The 26,045-nt window shown below is 56.1% G+C and carries 26 protein-coding genes; 14 read left to right on the top strand and 12 right to left on the bottom strand.

Annotated elements, in window-relative coordinates:
* Positions 1 to 23: 23 nt before the first annotated feature.
* Positions 24 to 1,775, top strand: coding sequence for an acyl-CoA dehydrogenase family protein (locus JXQ78_RS01580; RefSeq protein WP_330631726.1), 1,752 nt, complete (start codon positions 24 to 26; stop codon positions 1,773 to 1,775).
* A gap of 118 nt (positions 1,776 to 1,893) precedes the next feature.
* On the opposite strand, the gene JXQ78_RS01575 is transcribed toward JXQ78_RS01580, so the two are convergent.
* A complete protein-coding gene (locus JXQ78_RS01575; RefSeq protein ID WP_330631725.1) occupies positions 1,894 to 2,040 on the bottom strand; it encodes a hypothetical protein in 147 nt (48 codons plus the stop codon).
* An 88-nt stretch (positions 2,041 to 2,128) separates the two neighbouring features.
* On the opposite strand from JXQ78_RS01575, the gene JXQ78_RS01570 reads away from it, so the two are divergent.
* Together JXQ78_RS01570 and JXQ78_RS01565 are read left to right on the top strand one after the other, a co-directional pair.
* Positions 2,129 to 2,728: a winged helix-turn-helix transcriptional regulator gene (locus JXQ78_RS01570; RefSeq protein ID WP_330631724.1), complete on the top strand. Its 600-nt coding sequence runs from the start codon at positions 2,129 to 2,131 to the stop codon at positions 2,726 to 2,728.
* Positions 2,729 to 3,030: 302 nt separating this feature from the next.
* Positions 3,031 to 5,628, top strand: a complete 2,598-nt coding sequence (locus JXQ78_RS01565; protein ID WP_330631723.1) for a heavy metal translocating P-type ATPase — start codon at positions 3,031 to 3,033, stop codon at positions 5,626 to 5,628.
* 71 nt (positions 5,629 to 5,699) lie between these two features.
* Here JXQ78_RS01565 and JXQ78_RS01560 read toward each other — a convergent pair whose 3' ends face one another.
* Entirely contained in the window at positions 5,700 to 6,473 is a 774-nt protein-coding gene (locus JXQ78_RS01560; RefSeq protein ID WP_330631722.1) for a helix-turn-helix domain-containing protein, read from the bottom strand.
* A 100-nt stretch (positions 6,474 to 6,573) separates the two neighbouring features.
* Positions 6,574 to 7,275 (bottom strand): type 1 glutamine amidotransferase domain-containing protein, encoded by a 702-nt coding sequence (locus JXQ78_RS01555; RefSeq protein ID WP_330631721.1) that lies wholly within the window; start codon positions 7,273 to 7,275, stop codon positions 6,574 to 6,576.
* Positions 7,276 to 7,567: 292 nt separating this feature from the next.
* Here JXQ78_RS01555 and JXQ78_RS01550 point away from each other — a divergent pair, with 292 nt between their 5' ends.
* From JXQ78_RS01550 to JXQ78_RS01525, 6 genes are all read left to right on the top strand, one after another.
* Positions 7,568 to 8,179, top strand: a complete 612-nt coding sequence (locus JXQ78_RS01550) for a hypothetical protein (protein ID WP_330631720.1) — start codon at positions 7,568 to 7,570, stop codon at positions 8,177 to 8,179.
* 76 nt (positions 8,180 to 8,255) lie between these two features.
* Positions 8,256 to 8,915 (top strand): dihydrofolate reductase family protein, encoded by a 660-nt coding sequence (locus JXQ78_RS01545; protein ID WP_330631719.1) that lies wholly within the window; start codon positions 8,256 to 8,258, stop codon positions 8,913 to 8,915.
* Positions 8,916 to 9,469: 554 nt separating this feature from the next.
* Positions 9,470 to 10,150 carry an SH3 domain-containing protein gene (locus tag JXQ78_RS01540; protein WP_330631718.1) on the top strand — a complete coding sequence of 227 codons (681 nt, stop codon included), beginning with the start codon at positions 9,470 to 9,472 and terminating at the stop codon, positions 10,148 to 10,150.
* 685 nt (positions 10,151 to 10,835) lie between these two features.
* Complete coding sequence (locus JXQ78_RS01535) at positions 10,836 to 11,984, top strand: thiolase family protein (protein WP_330631717.1); 1,149 nt, start codon at positions 10,836 to 10,838, stop codon at positions 11,982 to 11,984.
* Between the two features lie 52 nt (positions 11,985 to 12,036).
* On the top strand, positions 12,037 to 12,828 hold the full coding sequence (locus JXQ78_RS01530; protein WP_330631716.1) for an enoyl-CoA hydratase/isomerase family protein: 792 nt from the start codon (positions 12,037 to 12,039) through the stop codon (positions 12,826 to 12,828).
* Positions 12,829 to 12,893: 65 nt separating this feature from the next.
* The gene (locus JXQ78_RS01525) at positions 12,894 to 13,733 is read left to right on the top strand and encodes an SDR family oxidoreductase (protein WP_330631715.1); all 840 of its coding nucleotides are present in this window, start codon (positions 12,894 to 12,896) and stop codon (positions 13,731 to 13,733) included.
* A gap of 27 nt (positions 13,734 to 13,760) precedes the next feature.
* On the opposite strand, the gene JXQ78_RS01520 is transcribed toward JXQ78_RS01525, so the two are convergent.
* From JXQ78_RS01520 to JXQ78_RS01485, 8 genes are all read right to left on the bottom strand, one after another.
* Entirely contained in the window at positions 13,761 to 13,985 is a 225-nt protein-coding gene (locus tag JXQ78_RS01520) for a hypothetical protein (RefSeq protein ID WP_330631714.1), read from the bottom strand.
* 348 nt (positions 13,986 to 14,333) lie between these two features.
* A complete protein-coding gene (locus JXQ78_RS01515; RefSeq protein ID WP_330631713.1) occupies positions 14,334 to 14,726 on the bottom strand; it encodes a hypothetical protein in 393 nt (130 codons plus the stop codon).
* A gap of 355 nt (positions 14,727 to 15,081) precedes the next feature.
* On the bottom strand, positions 15,082 to 15,642 hold the full coding sequence (locus JXQ78_RS01510) for a DNA-3-methyladenine glycosylase family protein (protein ID WP_330631712.1): 561 nt from the start codon (positions 15,640 to 15,642) through the stop codon (positions 15,082 to 15,084).
* A 29-nt stretch (positions 15,643 to 15,671) separates the two neighbouring features.
* On the bottom strand, positions 15,672 to 17,879 hold the full coding sequence (locus JXQ78_RS01505) for a beta-glucosidase family protein (protein WP_330631711.1): 2,208 nt from the start codon (positions 17,877 to 17,879) through the stop codon (positions 15,672 to 15,674).
* Positions 17,880 to 17,924: 45 nt separating this feature from the next.
* Positions 17,925 to 18,095, bottom strand: a complete 171-nt coding sequence (locus tag JXQ78_RS01500) for a hypothetical protein (protein ID WP_330631710.1) — start codon at positions 18,093 to 18,095, stop codon at positions 17,925 to 17,927.
* Positions 18,096 to 18,126: 31 nt separating this feature from the next.
* Positions 18,127 to 19,605, bottom strand: a complete 1,479-nt coding sequence (locus JXQ78_RS01495) for a lipase maturation factor family protein (protein WP_330631709.1) — start codon at positions 19,603 to 19,605, stop codon at positions 18,127 to 18,129.
* A gap of 43 nt (positions 19,606 to 19,648) precedes the next feature.
* The gene (locus JXQ78_RS01490; RefSeq protein ID WP_330631708.1) at positions 19,649 to 19,816 is read right to left on the bottom strand and encodes a hypothetical protein; all 168 of its coding nucleotides are present in this window, start codon (positions 19,814 to 19,816) and stop codon (positions 19,649 to 19,651) included.
* 1 nt (position 19,817) lies between these two features.
* Entirely contained in the window at positions 19,818 to 20,048 is a 231-nt protein-coding gene (locus JXQ78_RS01485) for a hypothetical protein (RefSeq protein WP_330631707.1), read from the bottom strand.
* A gap of 120 nt (positions 20,049 to 20,168) precedes the next feature.
* Between JXQ78_RS01485 and JXQ78_RS01480 the strand changes: the two genes are divergently transcribed.
* Together JXQ78_RS01480 and JXQ78_RS01475 are read left to right on the top strand one after the other, a co-directional pair.
* Positions 20,169 to 20,960: an alpha/beta fold hydrolase gene (locus JXQ78_RS01480; RefSeq protein WP_330631706.1), complete on the top strand. Its 792-nt coding sequence runs from the start codon at positions 20,169 to 20,171 to the stop codon at positions 20,958 to 20,960.
* Positions 20,961 to 21,061: 101 nt separating this feature from the next.
* Positions 21,062 to 21,574, top strand: a complete 513-nt coding sequence (locus JXQ78_RS01475; RefSeq protein WP_330632840.1) for a polyprenyl synthetase family protein — start codon at positions 21,062 to 21,064, stop codon at positions 21,572 to 21,574.
* Here the strand turns inward: JXQ78_RS01475 and JXQ78_RS01470 are convergent.
* Complete coding sequence (locus JXQ78_RS01470; RefSeq protein WP_330631705.1) at positions 21,552 to 22,217, bottom strand: cyclase family protein; 666 nt, start codon at positions 22,215 to 22,217, stop codon at positions 21,552 to 21,554. The two genes, JXQ78_RS01475 and JXQ78_RS01470, sit on opposite strands and share 23 nt — an antisense overlap.
* A 337-nt stretch (positions 22,218 to 22,554) precedes the next feature.
* Between JXQ78_RS01470 and JXQ78_RS01465 the strand changes: the two genes are divergently transcribed.
* The 3 genes from JXQ78_RS01465 (at position 22,555) to JXQ78_RS01455 (ending at position 25,538) form a co-directional block, all read left to right on the top strand.
* Positions 22,555 to 23,886 (top strand): multicopper oxidase domain-containing protein, encoded by a 1,332-nt coding sequence (locus tag JXQ78_RS01465; RefSeq protein ID WP_330631704.1) that lies wholly within the window; start codon positions 22,555 to 22,557, stop codon positions 23,884 to 23,886.
* Positions 23,887 to 25,098, top strand: coding sequence for a ZIP family metal transporter (locus tag JXQ78_RS01460; protein ID WP_330631703.1), 1,212 nt, complete (start codon positions 23,887 to 23,889; stop codon positions 25,096 to 25,098).
* Between the two features lie 116 nt (positions 25,099 to 25,214).
* A complete protein-coding gene (locus tag JXQ78_RS01455; RefSeq protein WP_330631702.1) occupies positions 25,215 to 25,538 on the top strand; it encodes a cupredoxin domain-containing protein in 324 nt (107 codons plus the stop codon).
* Positions 25,539 to 26,045 lie beyond the last annotated feature (507 nt).

Genomic DNA, 26,045 nt, shown 5'->3' with positions numbered 1-26,045 from the left:
AAGATTGTATGCCACGTTAAGATATGTCACCCCCATTCGACTATTCGTCACTCGAGCGTGGACGGCACTGTAACTACTACAGCCACGATCGTGCTCTCCAGTACGAACTCCAGCGCCGCTGTTCGGCAGCTGAACTGGAGTGGGGTGAGTCAAAGCTTCGAGCGTTCGGTTCGATGATCGGAAGCACAGTCGTGGACAACGCGGACATCGTCGCGGACAACCCCCCAGAACTCAGGGCATTTGATCGCCACGGCAATCGGATCAACGAAATTTCGTATCATCCAGCACACCGCGAGAACGAACGGCTCGTTTACGAAGCCGGCCTGATCGCGGATGCCTACAATGCACCGCCCGGCCGCGACGAACCCGTCTCATTTCCGTATCACTTCGGACAGTTTTACCTCATGGAATATGCATCCAGCGTGGGATTGGGCTGTCCGGCTGCGATGACCAGCGGCGTTGCGCTGTTGCTCGATCGATACGACGATGGTACGCTGCGCCACGTCTACGAGGCGGTGACGGCACGTGAGTATGATGAGATGGCGACGGGAGCAATGTTTCTCACCGAACGACAGGGTGGCAGCGACGTTGGGGTGAACGAACTCACTGCCAGCAGCCGCTCCGATGGGTTGTTCGAGCTCTGGGGTGAGAAGTGGTTCTGTTCGAATCTCGATGCAGGCGCTCCGCTTGCGCTGGCGCGCCGTCCTGACGCACCCGAGGGCACAGCAGGCCTCTCGTTGTTTCTCGTCGCTCCCGAGGAAGACGACGAACCAGCACCAACCTACCAGCTTCGTCGGCTCAAAGACAAGCTGGGTACGCGATCCGTCCCAACGGGTGAGATCGTCTTTGAGGGAACGACAGCCCATCTCCTCGGTGAACCAGAGCAAGGCTTCACATTGATGGCAGAAATGCTCAACGCAGAACGGTTGTACAATGCGATCTCGTCGTGTGCGTCCATTGGTCGATCACTTCTCGAATCGAAGGTCCACGCGGCCAACCGACGTGCATTTGGAGCCCGACTCGACGAGCACCCGTTGTTGCGACGAGATCTCCTGGAGATGGTAATCGATCACGAAGCTGCACTCGCGTTCACTTTCGAAGCCGTCGATGCGTTTCATCGAACCGTCCGTGAGGACGATGACCGTGCCCACCAGCTGATGCGCCTGGTGATTCCCGTCGCAAAGTATCGAACGGCCAGAATGGCCGTTGATTGTGCCTCCTACGCGATGGAGATCAAAGGCGGTAACGGCTACGTTGAGGAGTTCGTCCATCCGAGATTGCTGCGAAACGCACAGGTGTTGCCGATCTGGGAAGGTCCATCGAACATCATGGCTCTCGACGTTCTCCGGTCAATGGGTCGACATGCGGCCCACGAACCGCTTTTGGAGCGCATTGACGACTGTCTCAAATCGGCGGAACACCCTTCGCTCGATCCTGTTGTGCGAATCGTTGCGGACGAACGCGATGTACTCGAATCGAAGCTCCAGACAGCCGCCACGAAGGATCCGGAGGAAACACAGTGGTATGCCAAAACCATAACGGACTGTTGTTTCGACGTAACCACGGCCGGAGTGCTCCTTGAACGGGCCCAATGGCACATCGATGAACGAGCCGATGGACGCAACGCCCTCGTTGCCCGTCGGTTTGTGAACGCAGCGTTCGAGAAAGACGATTACGAAATCGCTGGTCCGCCGTCAGCGGAGGCGTTTTCAGCGATCGTCCGCCATGGAAAATTCGCCCCCGATCAGTTGACCGAGGCTAGCAACTCAGGGTGATGTTCAGGTAGATCTCGACCTGGATCGTCCAGAACAGCCTAGTTCTGCCTCACCCACTTTCCAAGACGCATCGAAACTTCGTCTTTGACAGCCGTTCGGGACGACCCGACGTAGATGCTCACTGCTCCCGTGGCGCGACCGAACGCGAACTGAGTGAGACCATCACGGTCAAAAACGCCAGAAGAATGATTCCGACTGCTGGTGAACGAAGAATTCCAATTGGAGCGAGGACCCCTGCAGTATTCGGAAGCTCTGATACAGCCACAATCTCGCTTAACAGAGTTAGCCAATCAACGCTCACAGGTTTTTGATTCAAGGGAAGAAGGTATCTACAGTCACCGCTTACAATGGCCATGCGCACACTTGATGAAATCGACTTCGAGATTCTTCGACTGTTGAGCGAGGACGCACGCCGACCGTATCGAGAAATCGCCGATGCCGTCGATCTCAGTTCGCCATCGGTGTCCGACCGCGTCAGTCGACTTCAGGAGATGGGAGTCATCCGCCGATTCACATGTGATCTCGACCGTTCGAAGCTCCGTGGAGGGATTCCCGTTCTCGTAGAGCTCTCTGTTCGTCCCGAGCGAGTCGAAGCAATCCGTGATATTCTCGTGCGTACAGACGGCGTCGAACACGTGTTCACAGCCGCTGATCCACGCGTTATCTTTCAGTCCCGACTCCAGAAAGCAGAGGTTCGGACGTTCTTATCGGACACGTTCGATTTTGCAGACCAAAACGCGATCACCGATTACGAGGTCGTCGTTCTCACGAGCGCCGACTGGACGCCACAGGTCAGGGGCACCGACCTCGCCGTCACCTGTGCGCAGTGTGGAAACGAGGTGAGCGAAGAGGGTGAGACGCTCGAAGTCGATGGACATCTGTACTATCTCTGTTGTTCTTCCTGTCTGGAGCAGTTCAAAACACAGTATGATCAGTTCAGCGCAAACGCGTAAACTACCCTTTCCTACCCGCTCCTTGAGAAAGGGGACTCCGCACTGCCGATTAGTTGAATACGCTTTTGAACTCCCCCATCGCCACCCCCAACCGAATGAATCGTAACGATTCATGGCTGCACTCGAGACCAACGGGTAGATAAATCCAGGGGAAGATTATGGGAACGAAATTATCTGGCCCAACCACATCCGACCGAAAGGGTGTTCACCGAGTGTGTCCTAGTAATTAAAAGTAGAAAGTGTTGAATTCCTAATATCCCAAAGGGAAAGTGCACTGAATACGGGACCCGTATGTACAGATAATGAGTCAGCAAACAAGCCACCTCAACATTCAGGGGATGAGTTGTGCGAACTGCTCGCAAACCATCGCCGATGCTGTCGACTCCCTGGACGGCGTCTCGGAGGCGAATATCAACTTCGCCACCGACGAGGGGTCGGTTGTGTACGATCCCTCGGCCGTCTCACTCGGCGAAATATTCGATGCGGTCGCTCAAGCTGGCTACACGCCAGTGACTGACTCGGTGACGATTGCGATCACCGATATGTCGTGTGCGAACTGTTCGGAGACGATCCAGGACGCACTCGGTCAAACTCCTGGCGTCATTGCCGCTGATGTCAACGTTGCAACCGAGGAGGCACAGATTACGTACAATCCAGCACAAGCGACCGTCACGGACTGCTATGAAGCGATTGAGAACGCTGGATACACGCCAGTTCGAGAGCGTAAGACCGACAGCGATGACGCAGGCGATAATTCCCGGGCGGATGCTCGCAACAACGCGATCAGTCGACAACTTCGGCTGACGCTGTTCGGTGCGGTGCTGTCTCTGCCCCTGGTGGTGTTCATGGCCGATCATCTGTTTGGACTCGGACTCATCGGCGATACGCTCTTTGGCCTCCCGCCAGGATGGATCGCATTCGCGCTGGCGACGCCCGTTCAGCTGGTACTTGGCAAGCCGTTCTATACGAACTCCTACAAAGCGCTACTCAGAAACGGCCGTGCCAACATGGACGTGCTGATCGCCCTGGGGTCGACGACTGCGTACGTCTACTCCGTGGCGGTCTTACTCGGGCTGATCGCCGGCGGACTGTACTTCGACACGGCGGCATTCATCCTCGTGTTCATCACGCTTGGCAACTACCTTGAGGCGCGCTCAAAGGGGCAAGCGGGCAAAGCGCTCCGAAAACTCCTCGAGATGGAAGCAGACACCGCAACGATCGTTGCAGAAGATGGAAGCGAATCGGAGATTCCACTCGAGGATGTCGAGGTTGGCGACCGGATGAAGGTCCGGCCTGGCGAGCAGATTCCAACCGACGGTGTCGTTATTGATGGGCAGTCGGCAGTTGATGAATCGATGGTGACAGGCGAGTCCGTCCCCGTCGAAAAGTCGGCTGACGATGAGGTGGTCGGTTCGACCATCAACGAGAACGGCGTGCTTGTCGTCAAGGCGACAAACGTTGGTACGGACACGGCGCTCCAGCAGATCGTTCACACGGTGAAAGAAGCACAGGCCCGCCAGCCAGACATCCAGAACCTCGCCGATCGCATCTCCGCATACTTCGTCCCAGCAGTGATAGTGAACGCCGTTTTCTGGGGAATCATCTGGTATCTGTTTCCCGGTGCACTCGCGGGCTTCGTTGAAACACTCCCACTCTGGGGTCTCGTCGCGGGGGGACCAATCGCTGCTGGAGGCGTTTCGATCTTCGAGTTCGCGATCATCGTGTTCGCATCCGCTGTGTTGATTGCCTGTCCCTGTGCGCTGGGGCTTGCGACGCCCGCCGCAACGATGGTTGGAACGACGCTCGGCGCACAGAACGGCGTTCTGTTCAAGGGTGGTGACGTTCTCGAACGGGCGAAGGATGTCGACACCGTCGTCTTCGATAAAACCGGGACGCTCACAAAGGGTGCAATGGAGCTGACCGATGTTGTCGTCTTTAGTGATGATGGCCAGCCCGTCAGAGCAAATCACGCGACCGATGGCGGCCAGCTCACTGCGCGTGAGCAACCCACCGAGGAGCACGTACTCGAACTCGCAGCAGGGGCAGAAAGTGCGAGCGAACACCCGCTCGCACGCGCAATCGTTGAAGGAGCGCAGGATCGTGGCGTTGACGTGGCCGCTCCCGACGAGTTCGAGAATGTTCCCGGTCATGGGATCAAAGCCGTCGTCGGTGGGTCTCAGGTGTTCGTTGGCAACCGGAAGCTTCTCCGAGACAACGGCATTGACCCCACGCCCGCCAAAGAAACGATGGAGCGCCTCGAAAACGAGGGAAAGACGGCGATGCTCGTCGCCGAGGACGGGACGCTCGTTGGCGTGGTTGCTGACGCTGATACGGTCAAAGCACAGGCAAAAGAAGCCGTGCGCCAGCTGCAGGGACGCAACGTCGACGTGATGATGATCACCGGTGACAACGAACGGACGGCTCGCGCCGTGGCCGAGCAGGTCGGGATCGATCCCGAGAATGTGCGCGCGTCGGTCCTTCCCGAGGACAAATCGGCCGCCGTCGACTCCATTCAGGACGACGGCCGAACGGCGATGATGGTCGGGGATGGCGTCAATGACGCGCCCGCACTTGCGGTCGCCCACGTCGGCACGGCGATTGGTTCGGGCACAGATGTCGCTATCGAAGCTGCTGATGTCACCCTGATGCGAGATGACCCGCTGGATGTCGTAAAAACGATTCGCATCTCGGAAGCAACGCTCGAGAAGATCAAGCAGAATCTCGTGTGGGCACTTGGATACAACACGGCAATGATTCCGCTTGCTTCGCTCGGGCTGCTCCAGCCAGTGCTTGCCGCCGGCGCGATGGCGTTTTCGAGCGTGTCGGTGCTGTCGAACAGCCTGCTCTTCCGTCGGTACACCCCAGATCACGACTACCAACTGTTCGGGTGGCTGCGCTGATCGGCGACTCGACAGCTTTTCGTCGTTCACGAAATCCGCCATGTGATGCGCCTTCGAAACTCCACTTTCAGTTACAACGTAACCTCAACATCCTCAGGTTGCGTTTCGGGTTCGGCCCCCAGGGCGTTGGAGACGAATCGGTTGGCCAGCCACGCTTCTGCCCGGGAGAGACGGTACTGGAGCGTGGAGTTCGGTATGTCGAGTTTCTCCGATAGCTCCTGGGCGGTGTGTTCTCGTGGCGTCTGGTAATACCCGTGTTCGACCGCGGCTTCAAGTGCGGCTTGCTGTTTGGGTGCGAGGCCCTCCTGGGGGGTTTCGATTCCCTTATCGATCCAGCATTCGGGTTCACTCAATCGCTGAACACGAAGCGAAAGGCCGTCCGGTAGCGCTTCGCTCACGGTGTCGTACATCGGTCCCACGGCTGTTTCATCGTCAAGAAGAAAGCGCCAGCGATACTGCTGGCCTCTCCGTTCGGCGTGCATTAACAGACCGTCACCGATATATTTTGCAGCCAGATACGGAATCGAACGGCCTGGGTCTGCCACCTTCCGATAGGTGTAGACGAGGCGACTGGTCTGCGATTTCGCGAGGATTTCAGACGTGTGCTCACGGACAACATCGCCACAAACGCCATCGGAGCCGTCATCTCCGTCCATGTTGGAATGGTACGCATCGTACGCGTCGAGGGCTGACGATGAGCCGGTAATCCGATCGAGTCGCCACATCGAATCAGTCGTGGCCTGAATGGCCATCGTCCGTGCATGCAGGTTGGAATGAGAAATGAACAGATCCATTCCCGGATCAATCCCCTCCTCGTAATCAATAGTGAAAACGAATTCACGCATAGTGAAGATACGTTGGCGAGGTTCCTAAACCGTGGGTTGGGACATTCCAAGTACTGTGCGCCTTCTCGTACAGCGACCACCTATCGCCGTTCCCGTGTGTTCACGCCGACGATGATTCGAGTTTTCGTACAAGTGCTTCTCCAACCGCCTTCGCCGAAGCAGGATTCTGTCCAGTAACGAGCCGTCCATCCACTTCGACGTACTCTGCCCATGGATCACTGGCGTGGTGGTCAGCTCCTCGTTCTTCGAGTTTCGTTTCGAGGAGGAACGGAACGGCATCAGTGAGCGCAACCTCCTGTTCTTCCTCGTCGGTGAATGACGTGAGACGCTTTCCGTCAACCAGATAGTCGCCGTTCGACAGCTGGACGTTCACGAGTCCAACGGAACCATGGCAGGCGGCCCCAACAACGCCTCCTGATTCGTAGATCTGGGCAAGAAGCGATTGTAGCTGCTCGTTGTCGGGGAAGTCCCACATTGGCCCGTGTCCGCCAACGAGAACGATGCCTTCGTACGCAGTGGGATCAATATCGTCGAGTGGGTGGGTGTTCTGCAGCTGGTCGGTGTAGGCGTCCGATTCGACAAACGCCTCGTTAATCGGGTCGTCGAGGTCTTCACTCTCTGGGTCGACCGGCGCGACACCACCCTCTGGACTGGCGAAATCGACGGCAAAACCAGCGTCGGTGAGAACGTGATAGGGATGGCTCGCCTCGCTCAGCCAGTAGCCCGTTTTTTCGTCGGTTGCTCCGAGCTGATCGTGATTCGTTACGACGAACAGCACACGCTGTGAATCGTTCGTGGTCATCGACGGTGGGAAGTTCGGTCCCTTCGGGGTTGTACCTTTGTTTGGAACATGCCAATCCAATCGGTGCAGATTGGTGTTCTTCCCAATAATTTTTATTTTACTACCGCAAAGTGATATACAAATACTCACAATGACAGGCGCTATTCCTGCGGAGCCCTCTGCGGACCAATTTCCCCCACGGCGAATTCGTACAGCGATCAACCCCGCAAGCTACGGGAGAGCCCACGCAGAGGATCACTTCCGTGTACAGTGATTACAGAGTACTCGACCGATCGATCATCCACCAATAGCAATGTCTGAGAACGAATCCAACGACGAAACCACACGGGCAGAGATCGATCAGGAGAACGGACTGAACGACCAGGATTCCTCCTGGTCGCAGTGGTGGCTCATTCAAGGCGTGGCGTTTGGGCTGTTGTTTCCGGCGATTCAACTCCTCGCACACGAGCCGCACCCGCTTTTGTTAGTGGGATTCGTGCTGTACGCTGGTGGGATGTTGTATTGCTCACAGATCGCAACAAATCGGGCCTTCGCAGGCATCGATCGGCACTCAACTGGCCTCCAGCACTGGGAAACATGGCAGTATCCCGCTATTGTCGGCATTGTGGCACTCCTTGGCGCACTCATTCCGGTTCTCCCCATGCTAAAGGCGGCGGGTGGACTGTACTTCATGCTCGTCGCGTTCGGGTCGATGTTCGGTGTTGCCTACCTCTACATCGGACTGTTACTCACCGCGTACCAGAACCGGAAAGCGGAACGATACGCATTCTACGGTGGTGGGCTCTGGATACTCATCCTGACCGTAGCGCTTGCTAATCTTCCTGCTCTGCGGGGGTGGTCGGTCGCTGCCCTTGGCCTCGGGATTGCACTCTACCATCTCTGTTCGTCGCTCTATCTCCGGTGATACGTTCCCACTAACTGATCGCCTCGACGATGAACGGTCGAGTATGTTATTATCACACGAATCAGAATAGAATACTATGGAGACCGTATTCGCAAACATGTCGATTTCTTTGGATGGGTATATCGCCGGGCCGAACGACAGCCGAGAGAACCCGCTCGGCGATGGTGGCGAACGGCTCCACGAGTGGATGGTGGATACTAAAAGCTGGAAGGACCAGCATGGTCTCGATGGCGGCGAGACCAATCGAGACTCCGAGATCGTGGCGGAATCGAACGAGAACGTCGGAGCCGCCATAATGGGGCGACGGATGTTCGACAACGGCGAGGGACCGTGGGGAGATGATCCATTCGAGGGCTACTGGGGCGACGACCCACCCTTTGCGGTTCCGGTGTTCGTCCTCACGCACCACCCACGAGAACCGCTCGAAATGGAGGGCGGAACGACGTTTCACTTCGTCACCGACGGGATTGAGCGCGCCCTGAAACGGGCAAGCGACACCGTTGATGACGAAGACATCGAGATTGTCGGTGGCGCGACCGTTGTCCAGCAGTTCATCGAAGCTGGGCTCATTGATGAGCTTCAGCTCCACGTTGTACCCGTGCTCCTCGGCGATGGTATCCGGTTGTTCGAGTCTCTCGACAGCGACCCGATCGAACTAGAACGGACGAGGATGGTTGGCTCACCCGACGTGACCCACCTCTGGTTTGACGTGGGAACTGACCGGAATGAACAGTGATAGATCGCTTTGCTCTCGTTACACGCTAGTATATCAGGTAACAAATTGAATTATTATAGTTACTGTTATAGAAATCACAAATACCAGCACCCCTAGCAGGAAAAACGGAGGATACTCTGTGCCAATTCCTACGACAAGTAACCCAACTCCAGCGATGCTCCCCTGGATGCTACAAAGGATTAGCGTAATAGTTGATATTTCTTCCTCGATTTGTGCCATTTCTTCGCCGTAAGAGAGAATACTGTATATACTTCCTGGATGAGTTTTCCAAAAATGTTAGATAATGAAAAGAGTCGCTGTTGCCATCGATCGTAGTAACTTGTCCTAACGCATCATACTGTGTATGGATAGCACACCTCTGTCGTTATTAGTGACGAACCGTGTGGGGCAGACACCCAACGCATCGATCGCTGCACCGACGCAGACACCAGTAACAGGGAATGTGTATAGAACGGCCCAATTAGTTGTCTGTCATCGATAGACTAGGATTAGTTCCGCATCCATTAATGTAATTATTAGCTGCATCTAATATTTCCTGTGGTGAATTGATCCACATGGTAACCGACGAATCAACACCCGTGAGTAAATCGAACGACGAGAACCGAACAGAGACCGACACCGCACAAGGACGCCGGAGCTTTCTGAAAAAAGCGGCGGCGACCGGGATTGTCGGGATGATGGGGACTGCTGTTAGTACCGGAGCTGCCAGTGCTACAGAGATGCCCGAGAGTGCCGAGAGGAGCAAGCGCTCCGGTTCGTTTGTGAGCGAGAACGCCGTGACTGCTGATTATAGTCGCGATACTCGTGTATCCCCTACTGACTACCTAAATATACGATCCCAACCAGGCCTCGGCGGGGGGGTGGCTGCGACGATGCCCCCCCACGCAACCGGGACGGTCCTATCCGGCAGTTTGGTGATGGACGGCTACACCTGGCAGGTCGTCGGCTGGGACGGTAACTATTACATAGGCTGGTGTGCCACAGAATATCTCTCCTACGTGGGCGACGCGCCCTATGATGGCTACGGTGCTATGGTAAACGCTGTTGCCAATCTAAACACACGGGCAAAACCAGGCCTTGATGGAAAGGTGGTTACGACGGCACCCAATGGCTCAGACGGGTGGGCCTACTACCCAAGGTTGGAGATAGACGGCTACGACTGGCGACCTGTCAAATGGAACGATAGCAATTACGTGGGCTGGTGTGCTGAAGATTATCTTGCCATTATAGCCTAACTCCGTCCTGATCTGAAACCAAAATTTATTTATTAGATATTAGTAATAAAACCAAACCGGGTGGACCAAATTGAATAGAGAATCCTAACTTCGGAGTGTAAACGATCTTCGTCCCTCCAACACTTTTATTCCGGATACTCAAGCAGATATGAATTTCCCTAAGAGAACTCTTTAGGAATATAGTTAGTATTCAAACAGCATGTAGAGAAATCAGTCATCTGCGGTCGTGTTTGCAGAGAGCTGCCGCTCAGCATCCTATTTTACACAACGATAGGTCTGTTTAGCCAGAATTGAGCTGGAGATGAGTAGCGACTCAATCAGCGAACTCTTCAGCAGAGCGCCGGTAGAGCGGTCGTCAATTCTCGAAAGATCGTTGCCTTGAGAATCACATCCATAAGCCGCCGAACCGGTCGATGGTACTGATGTCGAAAATTCTCGGCCCAGGCTGAGTCCCGACTGGTTCAACAGCGAGTACAATCGGTATGCACACACTCCGAAGTAATAGGTTGATATAGCGAAATAGAATATACTCGCCGTACCTTCACGAAATCACTCGCTGACACCCCCGAAACCGAATCCACCAAGCGGACGCAGTCGAGGAAAATTTCTACGACAACCCACAATAGATACCCAGTAATAGCACGGAACATATATTTACAGTTCTACACGAAAGTGTGAGACACAAATGGAAACAGCAGTGATCGTGGACGCCGTTCGGACGCCGTTTGGAAAGCAAGACGGTGCGTACAGCGAGTTGCATCCACAGGACCTTGCCGCCGAGCCACTTCGTGCGCTCGAACGCCGCATTGGATTCGATCCGTCGATCGTCGAGGATGTGATCTACGGCTGTGTCACGCCGGTGGACGAACAGGGACTGAACATCGGCCGAATCGCACCAATGGTCGCCGGCTGGGGTGAGGGCGTTCCCGGCGTGCAGCTCAATCGAATGTGTGGCTCTGGCCAGCAGGCCGTGAATATGGCCACAGCACAGATTCAGTCAGGAACGCACGACGTGGTGGTCGCAGGCGGTGTCGAACACATGACTCGCGTCCCGATGGGCTCCGATGGCAACTCGATGACGCCCACGTACTTCGAAGAATTCGACGAACTGACGACACAGGGAGAGGGCGCAGAACGGATCGCTGAACAGTGGGGATGCACTCGGGAAAGAGCGGACGAAATCGCCGTGGATTCCCAGCAACGATGGGCAAACGCCTGGGAAGCGGGTCACTACGACGAGCAGATCGCACCGGTAACAATCGAACGCGACGGGGAAACAAAAACGATCAACCGGGATGAACACCCGCGACCCGAAACGACCACTGAAACGTTAGCATCTCTGGGACTCTCCTTTCGGCCACCTGGTGATGGCGTAATCCATGCCGGCAACGCATCGGGAATCGTCGACGGCGCGTCAGCACTGTTGCTCACGAGTGCGGCCGTTGCAGAAAAACGGGGCTGGGACCCCCTCGCCAGGATCATCGATAGTCACGTAGTCGGGGTCGATCCCGTGACGATGCTCACCGGACCGATTCCGGCGACGACTGAACTCCTCGCGGAGCACAATCTCACGGTGGATGACGTTGACCTGTTTGAGGTGAACGAAGCGTTTGCACCCGTCATTCACGCCTGGCTTGAGGAGACCGGTGCAGACTGGGAGCGAACGAACGTCAACGGCGGCGCGATTGCACACGGCCACCCGCTCGGTGCGACGGGTGCGGCGCTCATTACCAAACTCGCACACGAATTGCAACGAACCGGCGACGACACCGCGCTGTCAACGATGTGTATCGGCTTTGGACAAGGAATCGCCACACTACTTGAACGAGCCTGAGATCATTTCAGTAGGGCGAAAGAAATAACCCCGTTCGCCGCAGCCATGGTCCATGGGCGAAGCAGTCACCTACGAGGTCGATGCGGGTGTGGCGACGATTACGCTGAACGCACCAGCTGTGAAAAACGCGTTGACGGAATCGGTTGCTACCGGGATCATGGCGGCGATCGAGGCAGTCGAAGACGATGATTCGGTCAGAACGGTCGTGCTCCGCGGGAGCGAGGGGGCATTCTGTTCGGGGGGCGACATCAACGCCATGGCAGAGCGGATGAACGGCGACGTCCCACTGTACGAGGCAGTTCGTCGAATTCACGAGCTGACCAGTCGCGCAATCCAGCGTGTGTATGAGTGTAGACTGCCGACAATCGCGTTGCTCGACGGAATTGCCTTCGGTGCCGGTGCAAACCTCGCGCTGGCCTGTGACATCCAGCTGGCAAGCAGCAACGGCAAGATCAGCTTTGGCTTTCGTAACGTTGGACTCGCTGTCGATACTGGTACTTCCTACTTCCTCGTTCGGACGGTTGGACTCAACGTCGCCAAAGAACTGGTGTTCACCGGCGAGATTATCGACGCCGATCGAGCACTCGAACTCGGACTCGTCAATCACGTCTACCACGAGTCGTTCGACGAACAGGCCACACAGTTCATTCAGCAGATCGCAGAGGGGCCAACCGTCGCGCTAGAAACGTCGAAACGCGCGCTCAATCAAGGGATCGAGCAGTCACTCCACCAGGCAATGACACGAGAGGCAGCCCACCAGGCCGCCGTGTTCGCTACAGACGATCACGTCGAAGGCGCAACCGCATTCATGGAACGCCGCGATCCCGAGTTCACCGGAGAGTGAACCCACAACAACGACCCAATTGTTTACTTCCTATCATTTATACGGATCCGCGGCGAGACTGAACCATGGAGTACGATTTCGACGGGCGGACGGCGTTTATCACGGGAACGACGAGGGGAATCGGCAAGCAGATCGCGCTGACACTTGCCGACATGGGCTGTAACATCGTTTCGACCGGAAAAACCGTCGAGGAGGGCGGCGAGCTTCCGGGTACCATCCACAAGACGAAGTCCGAATGCGAAGAGCGTGGGGTTGAAGCGAAGGCAATTCAGCTGAATCTCAGGGACGAAACCCAGATCACAGAGGCCGTTGACACGGCGATCGATCATTTCGGGGAGATCGATATCGTGATCAATAACGCCAGCGCGATCCAGCTGGCGAACGTTGCAGAGATGCCGGCCAATCGGTTCGATCTCGTGACGGACGTGAACGTCCGGGGGACGTATCTGACGAGCCGAGCGTTCATCCCTCATCTCCGTTCGATCGGGGGAGGTCACATTCTCACCAATGCGCCGCCAATCACGATCGACCGATCGCCGGGAAGCGCAGCGTACGCCTGGTCGAAACTCGGAATGTCGTTTGTGACGCTTTCACTTGCCCGCGAACTACGTAACGATTCGATCGCCGCGAACACGATCTGGCCAGTGACGGGGATTGACACCCGGGCAACGCGATATTTCGGCCTTGGAACGGAAGACGACTGGCGGACACCCGAGATCGTCGCCGATTCAGTTCTCGAGATTCTGGATCGGGATCCGGACTCGTTCTCCGGCAACGCCTGCTACGACGAGGAAATCCTCCAAGAGATCGGTATAGAGAGCTTCAGTGACTACAACGTCACGCCGGGCGATCCTGCCCCGACCTCTGCGCAGCTGTTCGATCCCGAGTTCGAACGCTCCTGGTGAGCCAAAAAAAACTGCAGTCCAGTTACGTTAGCTGGAGAGAATGTCTGCGTTACTGTCGTCGACCTGCACGCCCAGCACGTTTGCTGAGATGTTGTTCAGTGAATCATCGACGTCGACGAGATCGTCGTCGTTGACCACTGTCGTACAGCCGCTGTTGATCTCCGTTTCTTCGGCGACGGCCGTTCCGACGCCACCCGCTGAAATAGCGACGATCAATGCGACTAACACCGTCGTCCGTAGTATTCGTGTCATGGTCTGATTATGGCTGGGGTCAGAACACGGCACCGATGAGTACGTTACGCACGCATCGTAGATCCGTCCGATGTTCACACGAGATCTTTACCGGGCCTGCCGGCAGTTGTGTCTGTACCCGGTCGTGGCCACTGTGTGAACACGCAAACGTGAAACTGCAAACGGGACAGCCGCTCGCAGAAGTATATCTGCTCGTGTCATACCCCAGTATCGTCCTACTCCACGAGGGGAAGTATAAGATCTACCGGAGGATCAAATGGCTAGTTGAACCGGGAACTCATGGTAGCTCGTATTTTAAGGCTAGCGCTACCGGGCTAGCAACCAAAAAAAGGCGGTGACTCTACCGAATTACGCTGAGAGAATGTCAGCGTCGCTGTCGTCGACCTGCACACCCAGCACGTTAGCGCTGATGTTGTTGGCCGTCTCGTCCAGCTCGACCAGATCGTTGTCGTTCACGACCGTGGTGCCACCGCTGTTGATCTCGGTCGACTCCTGTGGGTGGTAGTGGTGGTCGTCGTCGTCGGAGAGCACGTTAAGCTCCGAGTCGTCGACCTGGATACCCAGGACGTTCGCCGAGATGTTATTCAACGTATCGTCCACGTCCACGAGATCGTTATCGTTTACGACCGAGGTATCGCCGCTATTGATATCGGTTGACTCTGCAGCAGCGGTACCAGCCCCGCCAGCGACAAGCATCGCGACGAGGAGTGCGGTCAGTGCGGTTCGCAGTGTACGTGTCATTGTTACTTGGTGTCTGGGGTCCGATCACTCTGTAAAGGTGTTGTTCCATCCACGGACTCTCACCTCCCTACCTGTGCACCGGACAGTCCAGTAAGCCATCAGTTCCAGCGTTACACCCGGGTTGGAAATGATAACGCTGCAACGTTAGCGGCCGAATTCTGTCCAGGCACGACGAATCGTCTCCAAATTCCCACAATACGCCGTGAATGATCTGTCGTGACATTCCCCAGTACCGCAGTCTACCAGCGCATTGAGTATAAAGCACACCGGAGAATCAAATGAGGGTTTGATTGGAAATAAAATTGTCTAGATAAAATGTTAGAAATAAACTCCATGCTGTGAGGGAACACTGTCGTTATTGTTCGTAGTGCTTCCAGAGATGAAGTGCAGCGATCGATCGTTTGGGGCGCCACTGGGCAGCTATCTCACGTTTTTCAGCCCTGGATGGATCATCATAGAGCGAATCCATCGCGTTTCTGATCCCCAGATCTTCGATTGGGAACACATCTTCACGGCCAAGACCGAAGATGAGCATCATTTTTGCGGTCCAGACGCCGACACCAGTGATCGCCGTGAGTTCATCGATTACCTCAGCATCGGAGTGTTCCTCGAAGAACGACCGGCTGTACTCGTTCGCATCGAATGCGTGTGCCACGTTCTGGATGTACTCGACTTTCCGCCCAGAGAGTCCACAGTCGAGCAGTCGGTCGGTGTCGGCTGACAGCATGGCAGCGGGCGTGAGCTCGAACCGTTCGGTAAGCCGATCATGAATGGCCGTTGCAGAGGCCGTCGAGAGCTGTTGGCTGACGATCGACGAAATCAGACGTGCAAAGAGATCGTCTGCGGGTTCGATTGTCAGTGGTCCGTGGTCATCAATCAGTCGCGCCAGGACAGGATCACAAGCGAGTACTCCCATACGAACGGATAGCCAGTCTACGGAGAAAACTAACGGGGCTCTGCGTCCTCGCTTTGTTCGGCACTGATCACGGTCTCCGTACGCAGTTGCGTGTTTCGTGACGATCGGGCCACAGCAACGGTGACAGAACCATCGTCGATCGTCCAGCCGTTCTCATCGTCGTAGTAGGCGAACGCTCGCTCATCAAGGTCGATCGTGTAGGTGTGCTCCGTATTCGCGGGAAGCTCGACCGACATGAATCCAGCCAGCTCACGGGGAGGTCGATCCACCGCCGGATCCTCTGGTTCGACATACAGCTGAATCACCTCGCGACCGGATCGATCCGCAGTATTCGAAACGGTGACGGTGGCCGATTCTGGTGGATTGCCTTCGCCGAGCGAGAGCGACCGATACTCGAACTGGGCATAGCTCAGCCCATGGCCGAACGGGAACTGCACCGATCGCTCATGATCATCGAACCAGCGATAGCCGATGAAAACATCCTCATCGTACTGGGCAACTGGGTAGTTCTCGTTTCCGGAGACGCCCGGATAGCTCGTCTGGGCACTGGTCGGATACGTGCCTTCTCTCCCAAAAGTGACGGGGAGACGGCCGCCTGGATCAACGTCGCCGAACAGCACTGCCCCAAGCGCGCTGCCAGCCTCCTGTCCGGGATACCAGCTACAGAGCGTCGCGTTCACTGACTCGATCCACGGGAGTGCAACCGGACCAGAGGCCTGAACGACCACCACCGTCCGGTCTGCATTCGCTGCGATCGTCTGGATCAGTTGATTCTGTTCGCCGGGCAGTTCGAGCGAGGGACGATCGCGGGCCTCGGTGGCGACATCCTGGACGACGACGACGGCAACGTCGGCCGCTGTGGCCGCGTCAATCGCTGGTTGTATGTCTGTAGATTCTGTCTCGCCAAAGAACTTCGACCCGATATCGATCGAAAATATCGATGGATCATCGATTGGCGGGTGTCCTTGAGCAACCGTGACCGATCCAGATGCCCGGTTTCGAATGCCATCGGCTGGATCCACCGTACTGGATGGGTTCACCTCCGAACTTCCACCCCCTCCAACCTTCGCTGTGGTGACGTTTGGGCCGATTACTGCGACGTCGGTATCCGCTGATAGTGGTAACACGCCATCGTTCTTGAGGAGGACAGTTCCACGTGTGGCAATTGTGCGGGCCAGAGATCGGTGATCATTGGCATTTATCCCGGTCGATTCGTTCGAACGATCACCACGCGTATAGAGCGTGAGCACTCGACGGACCATCGCATCGAGCCGTTCCGGTGAGAAGCTATCCGTCTCGAGTGCTGCTTCGAGTTCGGCTGCAAATTTCGATTCGGAGAAGTTCGGGATACCGCCGCGACTGGTGCTTGCACGCCTGGCGATCGCATTTACGAGCGCATCCGGCCCTGGAATCGAATCGGGCCACCACTCGTCGAGGGGGGCCAGTAGCGTGAGTCTCTCCGACTGTGTCGGCAACATCTCGTACACTCCCACGCCCGGCATCTCCAGGTCGGTGCCGGCCCGTGCGGCCGCCAACCCGTTGTTCACTGCATACCAATCAGACATGACGGGACCATCGAACCCAAACTCATCTTTGAGAACATCAGTGAGGAGCGCTTCGTGTTCGGTCGCATAGGTGCCGTTAATCCGGTTATACGCCGCCATTACCGCGGCGACATCGGCATTGACGGCCGCCTCGAACGGTCTGCAATACAGCTCACGGAGCGCACGAGAATCCACCGCTGCGCTTACCTCGGTTCGATCATGTTCCTGGTTGTTCGCGACATAATGTTTCACCGTTGCACCGACCCCTTGCGACTGAATGCCCTCGATCGTTGCGCTAACGAGCGCTCCCGAGTGATACGGATCTTCGCCGTAATACTCAAAATTCCGTCCGCAGTGGGGAGTCCGAATCAGGTTACAGCCGGGCGCTAACAGCACGTCAATCCCTTTTGCGCGGGTTTCAGCACCAATCGCTTCTCCGAACGCTGTTGCGAGCGCCGGATCGAAGGTTGCCCCAAGCGCGATGCTCGCCGGAAACGCGGTGGCCTCGTCCAGTCTAACGCCGAGTGGACCATCAACCATTTTGAGCGATGGCAGATCGAGTCGATCGATCGAGGGCAAATATCCGGTTGCTCGCCCTTCATCGAGCAATACGGTTCCGCGAACGAGACGGAGCTTCTCCTCGCGTGTCATCGATTCGACCAGGTCGTCGAGCCGATCGGGCGGTGTGGACATGGTACTCTGAAAATGGGCGAGTATGCGGTTAAATATTGACACCTCTCAGAACACGAGCTGGCGTCTGAGACCGACAGCAATTCCTGTAATGCCGAGGAGAGAACCCATCGCACCCGCTAGCCATGGTGTTGACCAGGATGCCGCAAGCATGCTGACCCAGAGCCCCACCACGAGCGTCATCCCACCGGCGAGTATCCATCTGACGAACGGCTCCATGGAGAACGAATAGGACGCAATCGAAGAGAGGCTATCGATCAGAGCTCTCGGCGTGCGAGTCGGTGGCTGCTGACTGTGGCGGTCGGCTGATCGGACCGAGGTAGATTCCCAGTTGGGAGCGCTGATACCACTCACCAGACCCAGCGCGCTCTTCAGGGGTGCTAAATCGATAGCGATAGCGGACAATCCGAACCTGTTTGGGGGACGCTTTCTCGAATGGCGTCGACCGCAGGAGTGCTAGCACGTCATCGTCGGGTTCCAGTAGTCGATCGAGAAGCCTCCGGAGCCACCGCTGTCGCGAGCCCGGTTGAGGACGCATTCCTGCAAACCAGAGCTGCCAGTCGAGTCGCAGGTGATACGGAGCCACCTGTGATGGCCGTCTTGCGGGGTTCGATGGCTGGCCGTACCACTCGTATTCGTGCCAGTCGTCCGGTGTGGGATCGGTTTCGGTGGTGCCTTCGATCACGAGCTGTGTCCGCCGTCTGGTGATCGACCCGAACGCCCCATAGGTGTTGACGAGATGAAGCGGGTCGAACGACGTGTTCATGATCTGCCGTTCTGAGAGCATATTCCGAACGGGGTTCGCGCTCAGACAGATCACAAGAACAGCGACGAGCACGGCAAGCAGCACGTGCCACCGCGGTGGTGCGCTCCTCGTCACGGGTGCAATCGGAACGATCCCGGCGAGCACGCCATCACTGAACGTTGTAATTGCCTGCACGATCGTCAGGGCGTTCAGCCAGGAGAAATTCCCCGTCACCATGAGCCACGCCTGAAAGCCGATCGTGGCGATTCCAGCGGCATCTGCAAATGGATGTGGCGCAAAGTACAGAAACGGAACAGCAATTTCGACGACGAAATTTCCCAGCGCCTCGAGCCGGTGGAATCGGTCTGGGAGATGGTGGACGTACCAGCTCGCAGGATTCGGCAGTGGCTGTGTTTCGTAATGATACTCCAGGCAGGTGAGCTCACGCCAGCAATCGTCTCCTCGGAGTTTGATGAGCCCTGCTCCGAACATGTTCCGGAACAGCACCCAGTTCAGTAACATGAGCACGATCACCGGTGGGCCACGTGACCCGGCACCGAGAAAAATCGCCAGAAAGCCGGTTTCGAGCAGCATTGTCTCCCAGCCGTAGCCATAAAACAGCCGACCGGCGTTGACAAACGACTGGTACAACAGCCAGAGGACAGTCCACAAGGCCATCGAAGCAGGGATCGCAAACGGATCACCCAGCCAGTAGGGACCGCCAAACAGCGCCACAATCGAGAGCGCAACGCCACTCCAGGCCCCTATCCCGATGGCGCGATCGCTCGGCACGAAATAAAAGAGGCTGGGATGGTCACGAAACGATGCTTGATTGATGAATTCTTCAATTGGAAGCAGTCCATTTTCGCCTGCAAGCGGCCGAAACTGGCGTGCTGCGACGAGAAAGGCCAAACAATAGATCAGTGCCAACCCGCGCTGGAAGACGAATCTGACGAGCCAGTACTCCGTCTCCCAGACTACCATGCACGTTCCAATCGCAGCCGACTACCAAAGAACTGACGCGGAATTATAACTGAACTGGATCGCCGGTGATGACGACCACCGCCAAAAACAGTGCGCTCATTGTGCCGACTGTGAGTCGCTCAACGGTGACTGGCGCGCCAATGATCGTAGAACCCACGATGACAGCCAGGATACCAGCGCTCGTTATCGTCCGGAGTCTGAAACCCTCCATGTCACCGCGAACACGGCCGACTTCGGGAAAGTATTAGAAGCAGGAGCAAAAGCGCCACAGCGACAGCGAGATGCATTCCCAGAACGCCCGCCGTATGCAATGCTGGAAGTGAAGATTCGAGAATAGTTCCAAATCCGTAGAGCAAGAGCAGACAGAGAAATCCAACCGCAAGCCCTCGTTCGATTGGTCGAACGCGTACTGATGGTAATAAACTGACCAGTGACTGTTTCATGGATGACATCAAAAGTCAATAATATTAATTTTTGATGTGTAGTCATTCCGTGTTCGTTAGAATACGTTCTCAGGGACTGATTCGTGTCTCTTTAATCCAGTACTGTGTTTAGCAATCACCATGAATCCGCCTGCGGGCTGGACTGGTGACACCGTTTCCGTGAATGGCGTTTCGTTGCAGTACTACCGGGTCGGAAGCGGACCGCCCCTCGTCGTTGCCCACGGATTGTACGAGGACAGCCTCTGCTGGGAGCGCCTTATCACAGATCTTTCCGACGATTTTTCGGTGGTAGCGTACGATGCCCGGGCTCACGGAGGATCTGAAGCGCCAGCAGGTGGTTACACCATTGACGATCGTGTGAATGATCTCGTCGGATTGCTCACCGAACTCGACCTGTCGGATCCGATCCTGATTGGGCACTCGATGGGTGCGTCCACGGCCGCCTGGACAGCCGTTGAGCATCCAGAACTGCCCCGTGCCCTGGTGCTCGAAGAAACTGCTGGCTTGGTTCCCCAGAATGATCTTTCCGCCGACGAGCGGGTCGAACTGGTCGATGAGCGACTCACAACGATACAGGAGCAATCGATCGAGGAACTGGCGAGTGAGTACGAATCCTATTCGGAATCGGTCGCTCGGCAATTCGCACGTGCGAACAAGGCTTCTCAATCGGCAATCACCAAGGTTGCTCGGGCCGGCTTTCCGTCTCCAGCGGATCGATTCGAGGAGATCAGCCGTCCGACACTGCTGTTACAGGCCGATACCGAGCCCGCTCACCGAGCCAGAGAGCTCGATATGGCAGAGAGACTACCCAACGGTCGGCTCGTCCACATCCCCGACGCCGGCCACGCCGTGTTTGCCGACTGCTACGACGCTGCGTACGCCGAGCTGCGGGCGTTTCTCTGTCGGCTCTGAGACGAGAGCGCTGATCCCAAGAAATGAGACGCTGGTGGGGTGATCAATCAGTCGTCTTTTAGGGTAACGGCCACCGGGAGCGATTTGGTTGGTGGTAGCGCCTGTCTGTCAGTGGTGTCTGTGGCCATCCACCGCGTCCACAACACCAGCAGACTGGAAATCTCGATATTGCGGGGTATAGCGCCCTGTGGTCTGCGTTTCAGATTCGAGATGATCTGCTCGATTTCGAGCGAGAGAAGGGACGGAAAATAACGGGTGGCGACGTGCGATCGGGGAAACGGACGCTCATGGCCATTCACGCTGACAACGAGACCATCTATCAGATTCTGGATGCGCCAGCCAGCGAAACGACAGCTGAAGATGTGGCTACCGTGCGGAACATCTATCGGGAGGAAAAGCATTGCGCACGCCCGCCGACGGATGCGTTCGCTGGTCGACACCGCACACGACTCGATCGAGACGCTCCCTGCGTCACCAGAACGCCGACGACTCGCCGATCTTGCGAGCCACTGTATCGACAGGACACTGTGATCCACACCCCGCGGGAGAATTCGAAGCCGCGCTGGAACGCCACCCGTAGTCAAACAACTGTCACTCCTCGAGTGGCTCTTTGATTATTGCACGGCAAGGAGTGCCTTCAACACCGGGTATCTTCAGCGGAAACGCCTCGAGAAAGACCGCTGTCGCCGTAATCGCGTCGAGATTCACCAGCCCTTCCAGGATGAGAATGTCGTGCTCGCCGAGGTAAACGTTCACCTCAAAATTCTCCGTCTCGCGTGATTCGACGCCAACAGAATCGATTGCGATCATCCTGAGTTGCGTTTCCTCGACGAGATAACGAGCCGCCCCAGGAGAGAGACCAGGACGGTGTGCCGGATCGAGCTCGCCACGTTCGATGACGTCTTCCATATGACCGGTTCGAAGGATGAGAATTGCGTTCTTGAGATCGCCCTCATCGAAACGGCTCCGGAAAAACGCTGCTGTCGTGTCCACGCCCCGGTCCTCGAGATCACAGAGTATTGCCCTCCCTTCGAACTGCTGAAGTGGATACTCCTCGATTCGCTTTCCCGATTCATTGAAGTAGTGTGCTCCCTGGATGTGTGTCCCGGTCTGTGTGGACAACTCGAGATCATAGACGTACTCCGGATTGGATCCCTCAACACGGTTAAAGGGACCTGAAATTTCGAACGGTTGATCGCCTTCGAAATCGAACGCATCCATCCACATCGTAACGTCATGAAGACGATACTGATCCATGGTGTGTGGTTCGTATCTGGAGCAATCAAATTTGATGTTACAACCACAATCCGAAGAGATGCTCTCGTGATCGCCGATGGTCATCGTTTTTGAGCGCCGTCTCCCGACTCACGACGTAATTTGAGGTAATTTACACTGTTCCGGGATGCCATCGGTACGAACGATCGATCAATAACGGCACGTGTCTCGTAGCTGATTCGTTTCTCTAGTCGTCCGATGGTGGTAACAGAACGAAGCCGTCTTTTAATAAAGCGAGCTAATTAGCCTCGTCTAAATAATAAATTTGATCGAAACAACTTTATATTTCAGTTAGTCACATTAAGCTGATAGACATCATATGACGGACAGGCAAGACAGTGTGGCGTCTCCTGCAGAAACACAGCAGGCGGCGTCGTTCACGAAAGACCTCGAGAATCGGCTCATCGATTCCATCAAAAATCACGAAGGTGTTTCTCGACGGGCGGTGTTGGGCGGGCTCGCGCTCGCGGGTGGATCACTGATTACTGGTGTTGGAACGAGCACAGCAGACGACGACAGCACCCTACCCGATGAGACGAGTGGGTTTGGAGCCCCAGGGGAGTATACGAATCAGCAGTTCGACCCGCACGGCTTCCTTCGCGAGTTCAATACTGGAGACGCAACGAACGAGCGAGACGCAATCTTCGGCCGGAAAGATGACCTGAATGGCGGCGTTTACGAGGAAAACGGACAGACTGTCCGTGAATTCAACTTCACAGCGATAAACGTTGAACAGGAGATCCTTCCCGGGATCACGTTCCCAATGTGGACGTACAACGGGCAGGTACCCGGTCCAACGATCCGTGTCGAAGAAGGCGATCTCATTCGGGTACACTTCACGAACGGCTCGGAGAAGATGGACCACACGATCCATCCACACCTCCGAAACCTCAATCCCCGAATGGATGGCGTTCCCCAGAACGGACCGGGATTGCTCAAACCGGGCGAATCGTTCACATACGAGTGGCAAGCCCAGCCCGTCGGAACGCATCTGTATCACTGCCATACGCTTCCGTTGAAAGCACACGTTCACCGTGGACTGTACGGGACGATTATCGTCGACCCAAAACCAGAGCGGGTCTACGATAATCCCCGGAAATACATCAACTACCACGGCCCCATAACCGAGGAGGTTCGGGAGATGGCAGCCGAACGTGCGCGGAGCCGAAACATGGTCACGCACGCAGAGTACAGCCCAGAGGGCTTCGATGGCGTCGACGAGATGGTAATGGTGATGAATGGCTTTGACACCAATTTCAACGGCGACAACGAGGTCTACGGCGTCAACACGCGTGGATTTTGTTACGCACCGTCCAGTACGGACGCCTACAATGGTGAATGGGAATCAAGCGAGACGAAACACCCCATTCAGATCGACCGGAACGAGATACAGCGCGTGCATCTCGTGAATATGATCGAATTCGACTTCGTGAATTCGTTCCACTGTCACTCACAGTTTTTCGATTATTACGACGCAGGCACGTCACTGTTTCCAGATCGGAGTACCATCGACACAATACTGCAGTGTCAGGCCCAGCGCGGCGTGCTAGAGTTCGATTATAGCAACCACCAGCCGGGGCTCTATATGTTCCACGCTCACCAGTCCGAATTTGCTGAGCTTGGCTGGATGAGCTTCTTCGAGGTGAACTAGATGGCGGACAGCTCACAAACCGAGGGCAGTGGTACACAGTCTACGACACAGCCGTTTGGGGTTCCACGCTGGGTGACGGCAATCGCACCGGTCGTCATCCTGGGGCTCATCATCGGGGGCTTCTTGCTAACGAGCCCGTTTGCTGATCTAGGTCGTGGAGACGCGCTGCCAGACGCCACCGTTGAATACACGACACTCCCGAATGACGACACGATCGTCGCGCACGTAACGAATAACGGCCCTCCAATCGACATCGCACAGGTTCATGTTGACGAGGCAAACTGGCAGTTCGACGTGTCGAGTCCAGGAGAAGACGCCCATCTCAAAACCGGTGAACGGGCCACCGTCACAATCCCCTACCAGTGGATGGAAGGGTATGATTACGAGGTGGTGCTCCTGACAGCAGACGGGGTGACTTTCGGGACAACCATCGTCGCGGCCCAGCAGACGCCTGCAGTGACGGGGGCGCTTCTCTGGGATCTCGCGGTCATCGGGTTCCTTGTGGGGGTCGTTCCGGTTACGCTTGGCATGTTCTGGTTTCCATTCATCCAGACGATGCGCACCAAATGGCTCCACGCGGTGCTTGCTTTCTCGGCTGGCATTCTTGGATTTCTCATCGTTGATGCTGGCTTTGAAGCCCTTGAGGTAGCCGAGGAGGTGCCGACCTTTTATGCGGGGCCGCTGCTCGTCGTGCTCGGGATCGTTGGTGCACTCCTGTTGGTCCAGTCCGTTATGGACTGGCGCACCGACGATGGTGATGAGTCACGGCTTGCACTCGCCTACTCAGCTGCACTCGGAATTGGGCTCCACAACTTTGCCGAGGGATTGGCTATTGGTGGGGCGTTCGCGCTTGGGCGCACGTCGCTCGGAGCGTTTCTCATTGTTGGCTTTATGGCGCACAACATCACTGAAGGACCGGTGTTCGTCGCTCCGCTCGCCGAGGGTGAGCGACCGTCGCTCGGTCATTTTGGCGCGCTTGGGCTCCTTGCCGGCGCGCCAGCAATCGTTGGGGGCTGGATTGGCGTGCTTACCCAATCGCCACTGCTCATCGCCCTGTTTCTCGCCATCGGGGTTGGTGCGCTCCTACAGGTTGTTTTCGACATCGGAGCGCTGATTCAGGACGCCGGGTCGCTTCGCTCTGCGCCGAATCTCGCGGGATTCGGCATCGGCCTCATCGTGATGTACGCAACAGATCTTCTCATCACGCTATGAACCAGCAGACGCTCACACGCCGACAGGCTCTCGCCACTGGGTGCACTCTGATCCTGTCAAGCGCCCTTTCGGGGTGTCTGAGTGGGTCACGGACGACCAAGCAACGGACCGTCTCAATGATAGATGATCTGCGATTCGAGCCAGCGTCGATTCGAATCCCAGCGAACACGGAGGTCGTCTGGGAAAATCCAACGGCAGCCAAACACACCGTCACTGCGATCGAAGCGTCAGTTCCAGACCCAGCAGAGTATTTCGCCAGCGGCGGATTCGACTCCGAAGCACACGCTCGGAACAACAGCAACGACGGACTGATCGAAACGGGCGGAACGTATTCCCATTCGTTCGAACTGCCCGGCACCTACGAATACGTCTGTCTTCCACACGAGCAATCGGATATGACTGGGACTATCACTGTCACGACATCTTCGATGAGCAACTAGTTTTCGGGCCACGAGACGATACAGCCAGCCCTATTGTAGAATTTCTGAAATAATTGGTGAATCAGTGCGTCAGCCGTGCCAGCGACCGATCGAATCACAGCAATCGTTGCTCTCGACTGCCAGATCGGCAATTCAGTCGTTCTATAGAGCAGTATGCGATTTACAGCATTTCCAACAAACGGGTGATCAACCCCAGGACGGTATGGAACGAACGTTTGGAGACGTCTCTCTCTGCATTCGCTGAGCGACTGCTCAGCGAGTTTCTTGAGCAAACGAGACCCAGTGGACAACCGCTACAAAATGGCCGCCACTCGTTGACTGCAACGAGAGCCGGTCGGTCATCCAACGTTGAACCCAGGTTCAGCCCCCACAAACAGACGCCTCCCGCTGATCTGAATATATCCCGAGTAACGGGGTGAATCTCTGGTGAATACTACCCTATGAATGAGGATATTATGGTTCTCACGGCCGAATTTTGACCCTTCCAGACCGGATAAGGGATACCTA

Origin of the sequence: Halocatena halophila, assembly GCA_027563145.1 — an archaeon.
Classification (GTDB): Archaea; Halobacteriota; Halobacteria; order Halobacteriales; family Haloarculaceae; genus Halocatena; species Halocatena halophila.
The sequence above is the reverse complement of the archived record's forward strand: the minus strand, read 5'-3'. Positions and strand labels throughout refer to the sequence as shown.

What these genes read in the sequence shown, in the direction of transcription:
- JXQ78_RS01580 (WP_330631726.1), top strand. Translation starts at nt 24, where the DNA reads ATGTCACCCCCATTCGACTATTCGTCACTCGAGCGTGGACGGCACTGT.
- JXQ78_RS01570 (WP_330631724.1), top strand. Translation starts at nt 2,129, where the DNA reads ATGCGCACACTTGATGAAATCGACTTCGAGATTCTTCGACTGTTGAGC.
- JXQ78_RS01565 (WP_330631723.1), top strand. Translation starts at nt 3,031, where the DNA reads ATGAGTCAGCAAACAAGCCACCTCAACATTCAGGGGATGAGTTGTGCG.
- JXQ78_RS01560 (WP_330631722.1), bottom strand. Translation starts at nt 6,473, where the DNA reads ATGCGTGAATTCGTTTTCACTATTGATTACGAGGAGGGGATTGATCCG.
- JXQ78_RS01555 (WP_330631721.1), bottom strand. Translation starts at nt 7,275, where the DNA reads ATGACCACGAACGATTCACAGCGTGTGCTGTTCGTCGTAACGAATCAC.
- JXQ78_RS01550 (WP_330631720.1), top strand. Translation starts at nt 7,568, where the DNA reads ATGTCTGAGAACGAATCCAACGACGAAACCACACGGGCAGAGATCGAT.
- JXQ78_RS01545 (WP_330631719.1), top strand. Translation starts at nt 8,256, where the DNA reads ATGGAGACCGTATTCGCAAACATGTCGATTTCTTTGGATGGGTATATC.
- JXQ78_RS01540 (WP_330631718.1), top strand. Translation starts at nt 9,470, where the DNA reads ATGGTAACCGACGAATCAACACCCGTGAGTAAATCGAACGACGAGAAC.
- JXQ78_RS01535 (WP_330631717.1), top strand. Translation starts at nt 10,836, where the DNA reads ATGGAAACAGCAGTGATCGTGGACGCCGTTCGGACGCCGTTTGGAAAG.
- JXQ78_RS01530 (WP_330631716.1), top strand. Translation starts at nt 12,037, where the DNA reads ATGGGCGAAGCAGTCACCTACGAGGTCGATGCGGGTGTGGCGACGATT.
- JXQ78_RS01525 (WP_330631715.1), top strand. Translation starts at nt 12,894, where the DNA reads ATGGAGTACGATTTCGACGGGCGGACGGCGTTTATCACGGGAACGACG.
- JXQ78_RS01520 (WP_330631714.1), bottom strand. Translation starts at nt 13,985, where the DNA reads ATGACACGAATACTACGGACGACGGTGTTAGTCGCATTGATCGTCGCT.
- JXQ78_RS01515 (WP_330631713.1), bottom strand. Translation starts at nt 14,726, where the DNA reads ATGACACGTACACTGCGAACCGCACTGACCGCACTCCTCGTCGCGATG.
- JXQ78_RS01510 (WP_330631712.1), bottom strand. Translation starts at nt 15,642, where the DNA reads ATGGGAGTACTCGCTTGTGATCCTGTCCTGGCGCGACTGATTGATGAC.
- JXQ78_RS01505 (WP_330631711.1), bottom strand. Translation starts at nt 17,879, where the DNA reads ATGTCCACACCGCCCGATCGGCTCGACGACCTGGTCGAATCGATGACA.
- JXQ78_RS01500 (WP_330631710.1), bottom strand. Translation starts at nt 18,095, where the DNA reads ATGGAGCCGTTCGTCAGATGGATACTCGCCGGTGGGATGACGCTCGTG.
- JXQ78_RS01495 (WP_330631709.1), bottom strand. Translation starts at nt 19,605, where the DNA reads ATGGTAGTCTGGGAGACGGAGTACTGGCTCGTCAGATTCGTCTTCCAG.
- JXQ78_RS01490 (WP_330631708.1), bottom strand. Translation starts at nt 19,816, where the DNA reads ATGGAGGGTTTCAGACTCCGGACGATAACGAGCGCTGGTATCCTGGCT.
- JXQ78_RS01485 (WP_330631707.1), bottom strand. Translation starts at nt 20,048, where the DNA reads ATGAAACAGTCACTGGTCAGTTTATTACCATCAGTACGCGTTCGACCA.
- JXQ78_RS01480 (WP_330631706.1), top strand. Translation starts at nt 20,169, where the DNA reads ATGAATCCGCCTGCGGGCTGGACTGGTGACACCGTTTCCGTGAATGGC.
- JXQ78_RS01470 (WP_330631705.1), bottom strand. Translation starts at nt 22,217, where the DNA reads ATGGATCAGTATCGTCTTCATGACGTTACGATGTGGATGGATGCGTTC.
- JXQ78_RS01465 (WP_330631704.1), top strand. Translation starts at nt 22,555, where the DNA reads ATGACGGACAGGCAAGACAGTGTGGCGTCTCCTGCAGAAACACAGCAG.
- JXQ78_RS01460 (WP_330631703.1), top strand. Translation starts at nt 23,887, where the DNA reads ATGGCGGACAGCTCACAAACCGAGGGCAGTGGTACACAGTCTACGACA.
- JXQ78_RS01455 (WP_330631702.1), top strand. Translation starts at nt 25,215, where the DNA reads ATGATAGATGATCTGCGATTCGAGCCAGCGTCGATTCGAATCCCAGCG.